Consider the following 14,290-nt stretch of genomic DNA (forward strand, 5'->3'; position numbering starts at 1 on the left):
ACTAGTTCATTCTATACTAATTGACTCTTATTTTATGATTCTTTACCGCAGCAGTTTTTATACTTTTTGCCACTTCCACAGATACAAGGATCATTTCGGCCAACTTCTATCGCATTTACTTTTGGCTTCTTCTTAGCCGGCGCGTCTCCTTCTTTTGGATGAACAGCCGCCTGACCTTGCGCTACTTCTTGACGCTCAAGGTTGTTGTTAATTTCTGCTTTCATGATATACTTCGTCACTTCTTCTTCAATGGTTGCAATCATATTTTCAAACATCGCAAAACCTTCCATTTGGTATTCGCGAAGAGGATCTGTTTGGCCGTACGCACGAAGGTGGATACCTTGGCGAAGCTGATCCATCGTATCGATATGATCCATCCATTTAGAATCAACTGCTCTAAGAACAACTACTTTTTCGAATTCACGCATTTGTTCTTCAGGGAGCTGCTCTTCTTTTTCATTATAACGAGCTTTTGCATGATCTACCAGCAGTTCTACCATTTCTTCAGGCTCTTTACGGCGAAGATCTTCTTCTGTGACTTCGCCTTCCTCAAGAACATTAGCATTTACGTAATCAATAATCGCTTGTAAATTCCATTCTTCTTCTAATTCTTCACGCGGTGTATTTACCTCAACCACACGCTGTAGCGTTGATTCAATCATACGTTCTACAATCGCACGTAAGTTGTCTGAATCAAGCACTTCAAAGCGTTGTTTGTAAATAACTTCACGCTGCTGACGAAGAACATCATCATATTGAAGCAATTGTTTACGCGCATCAAAGTTATTACCTTCAACGCGTTTTTGAGCGGATTCAACAGCTCTTGTTACAATTTTACTTTGAATTGGCTGTGAATCATCCATACCAAGACGATCCATCATCGCCATCATATTATCAGAACCAAATCGGCGCATTAATTCATCTTCCATGGATAGATAGAATTGAGACACCCCTGGGTCCCCTTGACGTCCAGCACGTCCGCGGAGCTGATTATCAATACGGCGTGATTCATGACGCTCTGTACCAATTACAGCAAGACCTCCAGCTTCAACGACACCTTCACCTAGTTTAATATCCGTACCACGACCGGCCATATTCGTTGCGATTGTTACCGCACCTTTGTGACCCGCATTCTCGATAATATCCGCTTCACGCTCATGCTGTTTTGCATTTAAAACGTGATGGCGAATGCCTTTTTTCTTTAATAATGCTGATAAAACTTCAGATGTTTCAATCGCAACTGTACCAACAAGAACAGGCTGTCCTTTTGCGTGGCGCTCAGCAATATCTTCCACTACCGCATTAAACTTGCCTTCCATTGACTTGTAAATTAAATCCGCTTTATCATCACGTGAAATTGGCTTGTTTGTCGGAATAACGACAACGTGCATGTTGTAGATATTACGGAATTCTTCTTCTTCCGTTTTAGCTGTACCCGTCATACCTGATAATTTTTCATACATACGGAAGTAGTTTTGGAATGTAATTGTAGCTAACGTCATGCTTTCATTTTGAATCTCAACGTTCTCTTTAGCTTCGATAGCTTGATGCAAGCCGTCACTAAAACGTCTTCCTTTCATCAAACGACCAGTAAATTGGTCAACGATTACGACTTGATCTTCATCAATTACATAATCCACATCGTTTTGCATCGTTATATGTGCTTTAAGCGCTTGGTTGATGTGATGGTTTAGCGCTACGTGTGAAATATCAAATAAGTTTTCAATGCCAAATGCGCGCTCGGCTTTTGACATACCTTCTTCGGTTAGCTGAACGCTTTTTGTTTTGATATCAAAAGTAAAATCGGTTTCTTTATCAAGCGTGCGAACGAATGCATTAGCTTGAATATAAAGCGCAGTCGATTTCTGTGCGCTGCCGGATATAATAAGCGGCGTACGTGCTTCATCAATTAAGATAGAGTCAACTTCATCGATTACAGCAAAATGAAGCGGACGTTGAACCATTTGTTCTTTATAAAGCACCATGTTATCACGTAAATAGTCAAATCCTAGTTCATTATTTGTACTATACGTAATATCCGCTGCATATGCTTCTTGTTTTTCTTCACGCGTTAAATGGTTTAAGTTTAACCCTACTTTCAAGCCTAGGAATTCATATAAACGACCCATTTCACTAGCATCACGGCTCGCTAAGTATTCATTGACTGTTACTACATGTACACCTTTGCCTGTAATGGCGTTTAAGTATACAGGCATAGTAGCTGTCAGCGTTTTACCTTCACCCGTTTTCATTTCCGAGATATTCCCTTCATGCAGAGAAATACCCCCCATTAGCTGAACTTTGTACGGATACATGCCTAACACACGTTTCGCTGCTTCACGTACAACCGCAAAAGCTTCATCTAATAGGTTATCGAGCGATTCATCATTTTGGTAGCGTTGTTGAAATTCAGCTGTTTTTTCACGAAGCTGATCGTCCGTTAAAGACGCTATTTCAGGACCTAACGCATCAATTTGGTCCGCCATTTTTTCTAAACGGCCGATTTGGCGCTGATTGCCGTCAAACACTTTTTTAAATAATCCAAGCATATTAAAACGCTCCTCTATTTATAATCAGTACATTTTATACTATTTTCATTCATATCTGTATCTTTCATTATAAAACATTCTGAGTAAAATTGTAACATTGCAGCTAAACAAGTAGCAACTTGTACCCTTTTTCGTCTGTCTCTTTACTAGTACTACTCTATTAAGGAGTTATTTTCTATTGTGATTTTCCCTGCTTCACTCTTACAATAAAAAAGGGGAATGTAGAATGAACGTTCAAACGATTACGAAAGAACAAGCTTGGGAAGTCCGACATATCGTCATGTGGCCTCATAAAGATTTCAGTTATGTTCAGCTGAAAGAGGATCCATCAGGCATGCACTATGGACTGTTTGAAAAAGGAGAGTTAAAATCAGTTGTTTCCTTATTTATAACAGGTGATGAAGCTCAATTCCGGAAATTTGCTACGCTCAAAGAAGAACAAGGAAAAGGGTACGGCAGTCATTTGCTAAAAGAAGTTTTGTTCAAACTCAAGAATCTTGGGCTACGAAGGGTCTGGTGTAACGCACGAGAAAATAAAGTATCTTTTTATCAGGCATTCAAAATGAAAGAAACCACGCGTGTATTCACCAAATCTTCTACACGCTATGTAGTTATGGAGCTATTTTTTTAAACAGCTAAAAAAGCAGCGTGCGGAAGCACGCTGCTTTTATTTTACTGCTCTTATTTAAGAAAGACTGTAACCTTTAGTTTGGTTCAATCAATCCATATCGGCCATCTTTTCTTCGGTACACAACGTTTGTAATGTTTGTCTCAGCATTTGTAAATACAAAGAAACTATGTCCTAACATATTCATTTGTAAAATAGCCTCTTCGCTATCCATTGGTTTTAAATTAAATCGTTTTGTACGAACTAGCTCTAATTCATCCTCTTCAGTTGCAACAGCTACGTTCGCTTCACTTTCTAATGCTGCAAATAGATACTTCTCAGCACCTTTTTCACGCATTTTTCGATTCACTTTTGTTTTATGTTTACGAATTTGACGCTCTAATTTATCTAGGACAAGATCGACAGCTGCGTATAAATCACTGTGGGTCTCTTCAGCTCTCAATACGAGATCATTCATTGGGATTGTGACTTCTATTTTTTGATCGTTATTGTAGACTTTTAAGTTTACATTTACGTCAGCAGTTGGTGTCTCGTCGAAATAACGCTCTAACTTACCAAGCTTTTTCTCTACGTATTCCCTAATTGCTGGAGTCACCTCAATGTTTTCACCGCGAATGTTATACATCATGTTCGAACTCCTCCTTTAATCCATTGCTATACCTCTACAATTCTACAATACCCGACACAATCCCTTCCTAAACTATTAAAATTTTTAGAAAATTTAGTGAAAATTTTTGGAACCTGAGAAAAGTTTATGAAAAAACCAAAAAAAATAGACCTTCTTCATAAGAAGAAGGGTTGTATTTTTTACGCAAAATTAATTTTTTTTATCGTAAAACATCCCATCAAACGATTTCATTTCGTAAGGGTTTACATAGCTGTCATTATGCTTTTTTTTCACTTTTAGCAAACGGAGATCTTCCATGATTCGATGCCGGATGAAGATCAGATTTTGATCAATCGTCTTATTCATTTCGACAATTTTCTTACCCATCCATTCATGATCTCTACTTTTTGGCGGCAGCTTCTCCATGAGGTCACGTCTTTTTAATAGAAGATACTCTAATTTCTGAATGTCCTCTTCTCGATTTTTGTCAGAAAATATTTGAGTAAGTCGGTAAATCTCGTCAGTTATCTGATACAGTTCGTTTATCATATTTATGCTTGGCCGCCGCTTCCATGGACTTGCTGGCGATGAAGCTGCACAACTTGCTTCCACGTATCGCGGAACTCTGTTACATATTGTTCGGCTTCATCCAAGCTCTCTATGTCATTTTTTGTGTTCGCTTCAATTAAACACTGGTTGATATAGTCATACATAGTCATCATAGACTTAGCAACTTGCACGTTTGTATCAAGGGTAATCATTAATTCTTGAATAATATTTTGTGCTTTTAACAAATTCGTATTTTTTAGCTCAATATTTTTTTCCTGTATGCCTGTTCGTGCAAGTTTGATAAATTTCAAACACCCGTTATACAGCATAAGCGTTAACTCTCCTGGAGAGGCAGTCTGAACAGCTCCCTGCTGATACGCTTGATATGGATTATTTGCTGCCATAAACGTTCACTCCTTCTTAACTAAAATATTGCGATAACTGCGCGCTTTGAGCATTTGCATTTTGAATGGCTTTCTCCATTGCTGTAAACTGACGATAATACCGGTCCTCTACTTGTGTGAGCCTGCTTTCAAAACTAGTAATTTGGCTGTTTACGCTTTTTAAATTCCGCCCAAGCAAAAATTGTTCACTTGTCCATGTTGAACGGCCAGCGCGCTGCTCAACTTTGGATACGGTTTGAGTAATCGTATCTCGTAAACGTCGTACAATCCCTTTTTCACTTGTTGTACTTCCACTTTTCATAAATAAATCCATAACAGACTGCGGGTCTTTTTCAATTGCTTCTTTTAATTTAGTCCCGTCACCTTCAATCACTAGCTTGCCTCGATCACTATAGTTTGCGCTAGTTGAAATACCGATGTCCGTTAGCTGTGAAAATGCTCCGCTCACTCCTGATACAGAGGCATACCAGTTAGAACGCATTTGATTCAGCCCGCTTGATAAAATTGTGTCTCCTTTTAACAAACCGCTTTTTGCTTTATCATCCCACTGCTCAGCTTGTTTGTCCGTTAGCTTTTCTCTTTCTTGATCCGTCAAAGGCTGATAGTTTCGGTCTCTTTCTTCGGTAATCTTTCCATTAATTTTCTCAATCAGCTCATTATATTTAGTCACAAAATCTTTGATTGTATCAAATACTTTTTGCGTATCATTGCTTACGTTAACGCGCACATCTCCTGTGAAATTATTTTGAAGGGTATAGGTAACGCCTCCCGTTGTAAATGTATTGGATTTACGAGTTGTTTCTAGACCGTTTAGCGTAAATGTTGCATCTGTTCCTTTGACTTCACTTTTGAGCTGCAAAAAGTCCGTCAAAAACCCGTCTGAAAAAACCATATTTGCACCCTCCACACTGTTAGCAGAAGATAAATTCCCCGTATCTTTACGAGTCATGACAACTTTATTCGTTCCTTCATCAAAAAAAGCTGAAATGCCTGCTTTCGAATTGCTGATTTGTGTGAGAACGTTGTTTAATGAAGTTGAACCGTCAAATTCAAATACAGTGCTGCCGTCTGGACCATCTCCTGTGGCTTTTCCATTGCTGTCGTAAGTTGTAATAGAAAAATTCAGCACGTTTTGCTGATAGGAAAACGCTTCAATTGTGCTGCCGCTTGTTAATGTGGTACCAAACGTCATTTCACCTGTGTCTTCGTTAATGAAGACTTCATCAGAGCCTAATGTTTCCGCCTTTGTTCCTATTTTTATGGTATACGCTTCACTTATACCATCAGTGGTAACAGATAAAGTGCCTGTGCCCTGATTTACAGCAGAAACAGAACCCTTAGCTAATTTTATTGTGCTAGTATCAGCACTTAACGTTATAGCCGCTTGTTCCACTGTTTTCTCAGTCCACACACTTGAATCAGTTTCTATTAAATTCCGTTGAGACCACAAGCTTTTCGTTGGATCAATCTTAGAAGCAATACTCTCAGAGCTAATACTCTGAGCAGCAGTCGCCATTGTCACGTTTGAAAGGGTATAAGACGCGTTTCCTGCTGAGGAAGTTGCAGTTGCTTTTACTTTCGTTTCATCTGCTGAAGATACCGTTTTAGACGAATAAGAAGACTGCAAGGTCATATTAAAAGCAAGATTATTAAAGTCTGATAACAGCAAATTCATAGAGCGATAATCGTCGCGCTGCCACTCTAACGTTTGCTTTTGTTTTTTCATCTTATCAATAGGCATTCGTTCAGCCTTCATTAAATCACTGACGATTTGATCAATATCCATCCCGCTTGCTAATCCACTTACTCTTACCACTTACCATCACCACCGTTTTTTTATTCATCTATCCATCAACTGTTAGCCATAAAATATAAGTATATTTTTTCGAATCTCCCTATTCGTTCATGGGTTTACCACTTCCTATTTTGTATCGGTAAAACGAACATTTTTTTCATAGGTCAAATGGTGCAAGATAGAAAAAGCTCACTTATTTTTTTACAATAAGTGAGCTTTTTATTATTGGCCAAACAAGTTCAGTTTCTGGGATAAATTCCTTTGAATATCCTTAGGAATAAGGTATGGTGCTAGATTTATAATATCTCGTAACGAATCAATGGTTACAGAGGCAGATAAATTTATATATTCATCCGTTGTATCTGCTTGCTCAAACGAAATGGAATCTGGCAAATTATTGAGCAGAGTAATTTCATTCATTTCTTTATCGACCGTGACATCAGAAGACTCGTTAATATTTAAGCGATCCCATACAAGAGACCTCGGAATCGGCATTCTTCCTAAATGCACACTATTCACCTTCAAAACAAGCTTTCCATTCTCGGCATTTGGTGTTACATCAACTACAAACTGTGATTCCATAAAAGATACTACATGTTTATTAATATAAAATTTTATATGTTCCGGAAGCAACTCCACTTCTGCTCCCTCAACCGTTTCATCATTTTCATAAAGGTAGCTGCGCAAATAATCGTTAACATCGCTCTCACTCAATCGGTAGCCTAAAATAGGGGAGCCTCCGTTCAGTTCTAGCGACGTCGCACGAGCGGACTTTTCTTGTGCTAGTGAAGATAATGAAGCAGTCTGATCAAGCTTTTCAACATTTCTAACTGGACTAACGAAAAAATACAACCCAAATAAAAGGATAATAAATAGAAAAATAACAGCTATAAATTTTCTCAAACACACGCACCCTTTCAAACATTCTTCTTGGAACATAATACCGATTTATCTTTTATCATACAAGATAAATAAGATGTATGTCGAAAACTTGTATAAAATGTACGTATATACTCGACATCCCAAATGGCGAATAAGTCTATAGTGAATAAAACGAGTCTTTTTCGACTTAAAATGCGTCGATTTTAGTAACTTAAAGTCGATTTTTATAGGAATTTGATAATTGGCACACTTCTTGCTTATTATAAAGGTAAGGGGAGGAATTTCTATTTATATTTTCAGAATTTAATTTATTTTCTAATAGTCTTTCGATAATTCTAAAGGAGTGAATACGATGGGAAACAAAACAGAATCACACGGAAAGTTAAAGCAACGTCACGTTTCCATGATTTCCATTGCAGGTATTATCGGGGCCGGCTTGTTTGTAGGAAGCGGATCCGTTATTAACGCAACAGGCCCAGCAGCAGTAGTTTCATATGCAGCAGCCGGACTGTTAGTCGTTCTATTAATGCGTATGCTCGGTGAAATGGCTATGGTAAATCCAGATAAAGGTTCATTCGCGACATATGCTCAGCAAGGAATTGGCCCGTGGGCAGGTTATGCTGTTGGATGGCTTTACTGGTTTTTCTGGCTAATTGTAATTGCAATCGAAGCCACTGCAGGAGGAGCAATTGTTCATGAATGGCTCCCTTCCGTACCAATTTGGCTTTTAAGCTTAATCTTAACCTTTGCATTAACCTTAACAAACTTATTCTCTGTCAAATCATTTGGAGAATTTGAATATTGGTTTGCAATGATTAAAATTGTGGCAATCGTTGCTTTTATGGGAATCGGTTTAGCTATTATTTTCGGATTAATCCCAGGTACATCTTCACCTGGTTTAGCTAATTTAACGGGGCACGGAGGCTTTATGCCAAAAGGTACGAACTCTATCTTTTTAGGAGTTATTACCGTTATTTTCTCTTATTTTGGAGCTGAAATTGCGGCTATTGCAGCTAGTGAATCAGAAAATCCAGCAAAAGCTATTACAACTGCTATTCGCAGTGTCGTATGGCGAATTTTAATTTTCTATATTGGTTCAGTTGCTATTTTAGTAACTCTTTTACCTTGGAACTCAGCTGATTTACTAAAAAGTCCGTACGTAACAATGTTAGAAATGGTCAACATTCCAGCAGCTGCACAAATTATGAATTTAGTCGTATTAGTATCCGTTTTGTCTTGCTTAAACTCTGCTTTATATACGAACTCGCGAATGATTTTATCATTAGCTCAAAAAGGACAAGCTCCTCGTGCTTTAGCAAAGGTAAGCAAATCAGGCGTGCCGGCAAGAGCCGTATGGATTAGCACAGCTGCCGCATATGTATGTGCTATCTTTAGCTTCGTTTCGCCGGATAAACTCTTTTTATTCTTAGTTAACGCATCAGGAGCCATTGCTCTTATTGTGTACTTAGCTATCGCTATTTCGCATTTACGCCTGCGTAAGAAAATGATTCAAGCCAACCAGCCAATTAAAGGAATGAAAATGTGGTTGTTCCCGTATTTAACATACGTAACAATTGCTGTTATTACCGTGATCTTCTTATCAATGGCATTTATTGATTCGATGCGCTCACAGTTTTTCTTAACTCTTGGATTAACCGCTGTTGTTCTTCTTTCATACTCGTTCATCAAAAAAACAAATAACAAGCGACCTGACGATCAATTTTCCAAGTCAGAAAATATTGCAAAATAAAAAAAGCCGCAGATGCGGCTTTTTTTATTTTGTTTTTGATTATTTCTCAACCGATATGTCACGATGAAGGTTTCGAAGCGGCTGAGGAGGGCAAATGCGTCGCGTTGCGTAAGAAACAATAAAAATAGTTAACAACCCGCCTACCATCGCAAATGTACGAAATGGAAACATGACCACCCCGTCTTCTATCATCGGATACGGAAGCAGCGCTTTTAAATGAAGCAGCGGTTCCCCTCCACCGATTCGAAGAACAAGAGACACAATGAATCCAGCCAAAGATCCGTACCAGTTTGCTCCTTTAAAGAACAAAGCGCAAACCATTTGTGGAAAAAGAATACAATACACTAGGTCCCCTGATAAATACCATAAGGAGTAGACACTCTCAGAGTTTAAAGCAATTAAAGTTGCTCCAGTTCCAATGATAATGATAGAACGTTTAATAACTTTATCTAACTGCGCCTGTGTCGCATTTGGTTTTACAATCGGACGATACACGTTCCAAGCTGCCATTCCCGAAGCTGAAAGTAACGAAGCCGCTACTGCAGCCATGACGGCAGCAGCTAGTCCTCCAAGCGCAATCGCTCCTACTAAATCAGGCGTTAGATATTTAAATACGTATGTTAAAATCATAGACGCGCTCTCAGGGCTTGACGCTCCAAATGAAGACCAGTCCGCACTGTAACCAATCATTCCTATTAAAGTTGGAGGCAAGGCCGCTAGAGCGCAAAAAATGCCGGCTGTAATAGATAGCCACATTGCTGCTTTTTCATTTTTAGCAGATAACACGCGCTGAAAATAAATCTGCCATGGAATACCACCAAAAATAAGTAAAAATGTGCTATCCCACCATTGCCAATATGTATTTCCCCATTTTGGATCTTCCCAGCCTTTTAATGGAGGAAATAAATGAAGAGAACCAGTCATACCTTCTGAATAAGTAGAAAAAACGGCTCCCACCCCTCCCGTATTCGAAAATGCAAAAGGAAGCACCAGAAATAATCCTAAAAACATAATAGAAAGCTGTAAGATATCGGTATGTGCTACTGCCCACAAGCCGCCAATCACGGTGTATGCAATGGCAATAAGTGCGGAAAGAATGATGGAAATTGAAAAACTGAGGCCTAAAATCACACCGAATGTTGTTCCTAAAGCAGTTAAGATAGCTGCGCTCCAAAACAGCTCTCCTAATATAGCTGGAAAATAAAGAACCGTAGCCATTTTCTTACCGAAACGAGATTCTAGAGGATCGAGCATTGTCATAAACTCAAACCTTCTCATCTTTCTAGCAAAAAAGATACCGCCTAAAATTAAGCTGATTGAATAACACCATGGCGCTTGCGTCCAAGTCAGTCCTGAGGAATAAACAGTTTCGGCCGTTCCAGCAATATACCCTCCACCTACCCAAGTAGCGGTCATTGTGAACATTGAAATCCATAGCGGCATAGATCTTCCCGCAACAAGCATATCATCTGATTTTCCTTTTTTACTTGCAGCAGCTCGAGCACCAATAAAGTAGATAACACCATACATAATGAACATTAAAATGAGGCCTGGCCAATAGAGATCTGGATTATAGAGAGAATAGATAAATGCGACAACCATAAAGATGAAAAATCCTATAATAGTTGTCCATAAGGGGGTTAGTAGACGGTTGTTTCTGTTTGATTTCCCTGAAAAGTCAGAAGTCTCATTCGACTTTTCAGGCCTGGCTTGTTGTGTGTCTGAACGAAATGGCTTTTTAGCATTTTGCATCGTCTCACATCCTTTAAATTGATAAAGAAATCTAAAGACATAACTGTCCTCTATTCCTTTTTCCTACCAGCATACAATTAAACCTAAAAATAGATTTTTTTAGAATAAACTATAAATAGTTGGATTATAAATACCAATACGAAGGGGAGAAATTACGTTTATATAATTATATTAAAATAATTTAAATTGACTTATTTTATTATTCAGCTAAAAATTCATAATTATTTTCATCTTCTCTCTAAACTCCTTTCTTAATTTTCACATTCAAAATCCTTTGTTTCTCAAGGTTTGTATGCAAGCAGATATCGTACTATGGTTAATATATCTGAATGTTTAGGATATTGTCAAAAAAGTTTAAGGGTTTTCATATAAAAAAAGAATAATATTCTCATAGCTCATACATAAAAAAACCTTTTGTATCAAGGGACATAGCAATCAGTATTTTTTAATTACTTTTTGTTAAATTTTTTCTTAATATCCGAATAATCAGCTCTTAATAGAGAAGAAAATCAATTTAAATTCAGAACATTTAAAGTTTTTAGATTTGACTAAATTAAATGGCCGATGCTATAATTAAAATTGTTAAGAACGTTAAATATAAATTTAACAAATTCTATTATTTGGAGGTCGATGCTATTGGAACAAACACTTATGCTTGAGAAAATGCACATAAACGGCCAATGGGTTGAAGCACGCAGCGGCGAGAAAAGAGAAATTGTAAACCCCTTTAATCAAGAGGTTATCGCTGTCGTTACAGAAGGAAATCGTGCTGATGCCATAGAAGCCATTGAATCAGCTAGAAAAGCTTTTGATGCAGGTGAATGGTCTAAATTTACAGCGGCCGAAAGAGGTTCTTTGTTATTTAAAGTAGCGGAAGAAATTCGCAATGATCGCGAGGAACTAGCAAAGCTTGAAACCTTAAATACCGGAAAAACCCTCGTTGAAAGCCTAGCAGACATGGATGGAATTGCTGATGTCTTTCAATACTATGCTGGATTAGCAGATAAAGATGGCGGACAGATGATTGAGTCACCTAATCCCGATTCTGTTAGCCGCGTTGTCCGTGAGCCTGTAGGCGTGTGCAGCCAAATTACTCCTTGGAATTACCCGTTATTGCAAGCCTCTTGGAAATTGGCTCCCGCACTTGCTGCTGGGAACACAATTGTTATTAAACCAAGCGAAATCACCCCTTTAACAACTATTCATATGATGAAAATTTTTGAAAGAGTTGGCTTTCCAGCAGGCGTCATTAACATTGTGCTCGGTCCAGGTGCGACCGCTGGACAAGAAATGGCAGAGAGTCACTTAGTAGATTTAGTTTCCTTTACAGGTGGCGGAGTATCTGGACGTAAAGTCATGCAGGCTGCCGCAGGCAACTTTAAAAAAATTGCTCTTGAACTCGGAGGGAAAAATCCGAATATCGTCTTTGCTGACGCTGACTTTGACACTGCGGTTGACTATGCATTAAATGCGGTCTTCTTTCATGCTGGTCAAGTTTGTTCAGCTGGTGCGAGATTACTCGTTCAAGATGATATTCACGATAAATTTGTTTCAGCAGTTATTGAACAAGCCAAAAAAATTAAGCTAGGGGACGGCATGGACGAAGCCACTCAAATGGGACCCGTTATCTCAAAAGAACATCTAGCTAAAGTGGAACATTATATTGAGCTAGGGAAACAAGAAGGTGCTTCTCTTGTTTTAGGAGGCAAGCGTCCGACTCAGGATTCTTTACAAAAAGGCTTATTTATCGAACCAACTATTTTTACAAACTGTCATGGAGACATGAAAGTTGTCCAAGAAGAGTCATTTGGTCCGATTATGACAATTGAGCGCTTCAGTACTGAAGAAGAAGCAGTCGCACTTGCTAACGATACGATCTATGGATTAGCTGGAGCTGTTTGGACAAGTGATATGAACCGAGCTGAACGTGTAGTGAAAGCACTCCGTATGGGAACAACTTGGATTAACGATTATCATCCCTACTTCCCGCAGGCTCCTTGGGGAGGTTATAAGCAATCTGGGATTGGAAGAGAGCTTAGCCATATCGGTCTAGAAGAGTATACGGAAATTAAACATATTTATACCAATACAAATCCACAGCCAATGCGCTGGTTTCAATAAAAATTAAGGGGGAATTTAAAGATGTTTATGCGATTTGAAAGAATGGAACGTTTAAAAAGTTTTGAGATGCCAACGGTTGTAAAACATGGAATTGGTGCTGTAAAACATACTGGAGAGGAAGTAAAAAACCTAGGTGTGTCTAAAGTTTTATTAGTAACAGATCCTGGTGTAAAAAAAGTAGGTTTAGCAGATCCCGTAATCGCTAGTTTAAAAGAAGCGGACGTAGACGTTATTCTATTTGACCAAGTAGAAGCCAACCCTTCTATTCACGTAGTAGCAGACGGCACAAAAATGTACAAGGAAAATGGATGCAACGGACTAGTAGCTGTTGGAGGCGGAAGTTCAATGGATACGGCAAAAGCTATTGGTGTAGAAGTAGCTCATAATGCTCCCGTCTTAGATTATGAAGCAGCTGAAGGAAAAAAACCTTTAACAAAACGTATCCCTCCTTTAACAACAATCCCTACAACTGCGGGTACAGGAAGCGAAGTCACACAATGGGCCGTCATTACGGATCCTGTTCGTGAGTTTAAGTTTAATACAGGTGGACCTTTAATTGCTGCTCACTTAACAATTATTGATCCAGAACTGCACGTATCTATGCCTTCACATATTACGGCCGGTACAGGAATTGACGCATTAGCTCATGCAATTGAGTGTTATACATGCCACTTTGCGCAACCAATGACAGACTCTGTTGCTTTATTGGCTATTGAGTACGTTGGAAAATACTTACGACGTGCAGTTGCAAATGGACAGGATATCGAAGCACGCTATGGAATGGCGCATGCAGCTATGCTTGCTGGCCTTTCATATGGAAGTGAATCTGCAGGAGCAGCTCACGCGATGGCTCAAACATTAGGAGGCATTTATCCAATTGCCCATGGCCCTTGCGTAGCAGCAATGCTAGGTCCTGTAATGGAGTATAACTGGATGGGTGAGCCTGAGAAATTTGCGCGCATAGCTCAAGCTCTAGGGGTCAATACACATGAACTAACACTTGAAGAAGCAGCTCAAGCAGCTGTTCGTGAAGTATATCAATTAGTTAAAGATGTACAAATCCCTTCTTTAGAAGAACAAGGTGTTCCAAAAGAAGCGGTTTCTCGCTTAGCGCAAGAAGCATTTAATGATCCTCAAACAGTTGGGAATCCTCGTGATTTAACTGTAAAAAGTTACGAATGGATTTATAACCGCTGTTTTGAAGCTACACCATTAACCGTATAAAAATGATAAAAGGCTGTTGATTTTTCAAC

General features: G+C 38.8%; 11 protein-coding genes. 4 read left to right on the plus strand and 7 right to left on the minus strand.

The genetic code is table 11. The features are described from left to right. Window positions 1-32: 32 nt before the first annotated feature. Window positions 33-2,549 carry a preprotein translocase subunit SecA gene (gene secA, locus ACNHOZ_RS20570; protein ID WP_447697282.1) on the minus strand — a complete coding sequence of 839 codons (2,517 nt, stop codon included), beginning with the start codon at window positions 2,547-2,549 and terminating at the stop codon, window positions 33-35. 226 nt (window positions 2,550-2,775) lie between these two features. On the opposite strand from secA, the gene ACNHOZ_RS20575 reads away from it, so the two are divergent. Further along, window positions 2,776-3,180, plus strand: a complete 405-nt coding sequence (locus ACNHOZ_RS20575; RefSeq protein ID WP_048021769.1) for a GNAT family N-acetyltransferase — start codon at window positions 2,776-2,778, stop codon at window positions 3,178-3,180. Between the two features lie 73 nt (window positions 3,181-3,253). Here the strand turns inward: ACNHOZ_RS20575 and hpf are convergent, their stop codons facing one another. The 5 genes from hpf to ACNHOZ_RS20600 form a co-directional block, all read right to left on the minus strand. Then, window positions 3,254-3,805, minus strand: coding sequence for a ribosome hibernation-promoting factor, HPF/YfiA family (hpf, locus tag ACNHOZ_RS20580; RefSeq protein WP_013059750.1), 552 nt, complete (start codon window positions 3,803-3,805; stop codon window positions 3,254-3,256). Window positions 3,806-3,994: 189 nt separating this feature from the next. Then, window positions 3,995-4,333 carry a hypothetical protein gene (locus tag ACNHOZ_RS20585; RefSeq protein WP_048021767.1) on the minus strand — a complete coding sequence of 113 codons (339 nt, stop codon included), beginning with the start codon at window positions 4,331-4,333 and terminating at the stop codon, window positions 3,995-3,997. A gap of 2 nt (window positions 4,334-4,335) precedes the next feature. Then, window positions 4,336-4,737, minus strand: coding sequence for a flagellar export chaperone FliS (gene fliS / locus ACNHOZ_RS20590; RefSeq protein ID WP_028412023.1), 402 nt, complete (start codon window positions 4,735-4,737; stop codon window positions 4,336-4,338). A 16-nt stretch (window positions 4,738-4,753) separates the two neighbouring features. Next, window positions 4,754-6,553, minus strand: a complete 1,800-nt coding sequence (fliD, locus tag ACNHOZ_RS20595) for a flagellar filament capping protein FliD (protein WP_048021766.1) — start codon at window positions 6,551-6,553, stop codon at window positions 4,754-4,756. Window positions 6,554-6,754: 201 nt separating this feature from the next. Further along, the gene (locus tag ACNHOZ_RS20600) at window positions 6,755-7,435 is read right to left on the minus strand and encodes a hypothetical protein (RefSeq protein WP_048021764.1); all 681 of its coding nucleotides are present in this window, start codon (window positions 7,433-7,435) and stop codon (window positions 6,755-6,757) included. A 331-nt stretch (window positions 7,436-7,766) separates the two neighbouring features. On the opposite strand from ACNHOZ_RS20600, the gene ACNHOZ_RS20605 reads away from it, so the two are divergent. Continuing rightward, a complete protein-coding gene (locus ACNHOZ_RS20605; RefSeq protein ID WP_048021762.1) occupies window positions 7,767-9,164 on the plus strand; it encodes an amino acid permease in 1,398 nt (465 codons plus the stop codon). 39 nt (window positions 9,165-9,203) lie between these two features. Here ACNHOZ_RS20605 and ACNHOZ_RS20610 read toward each other — a convergent pair whose 3' ends face one another. Next, complete coding sequence (locus ACNHOZ_RS20610) at window positions 9,204-10,916, minus strand: sodium:solute symporter family protein (protein WP_048021760.1); 1,713 nt, start codon at window positions 10,914-10,916, stop codon at window positions 9,204-9,206. Window positions 10,917-11,546: 630 nt separating this feature from the next. Here ACNHOZ_RS20610 and betB point away from each other — a divergent pair. Next, window positions 11,547-13,037 carry a betaine-aldehyde dehydrogenase gene (gene betB / locus ACNHOZ_RS20615; RefSeq protein ID WP_196299099.1) on the plus strand — a complete coding sequence of 497 codons (1,491 nt, stop codon included), beginning with the start codon at window positions 11,547-11,549 and terminating at the stop codon, window positions 13,035-13,037. 21 nt (window positions 13,038-13,058) lie between these two features. After that, window positions 13,059-14,261, plus strand: coding sequence for an iron-containing alcohol dehydrogenase (locus tag ACNHOZ_RS20620; protein ID WP_016765895.1), 1,203 nt, complete (start codon window positions 13,059-13,061; stop codon window positions 14,259-14,261). Window positions 14,262-14,290: the final 29 nt, after the last annotated feature.

The organism is Priestia sp. D51 (assembly GCF_053345675.1).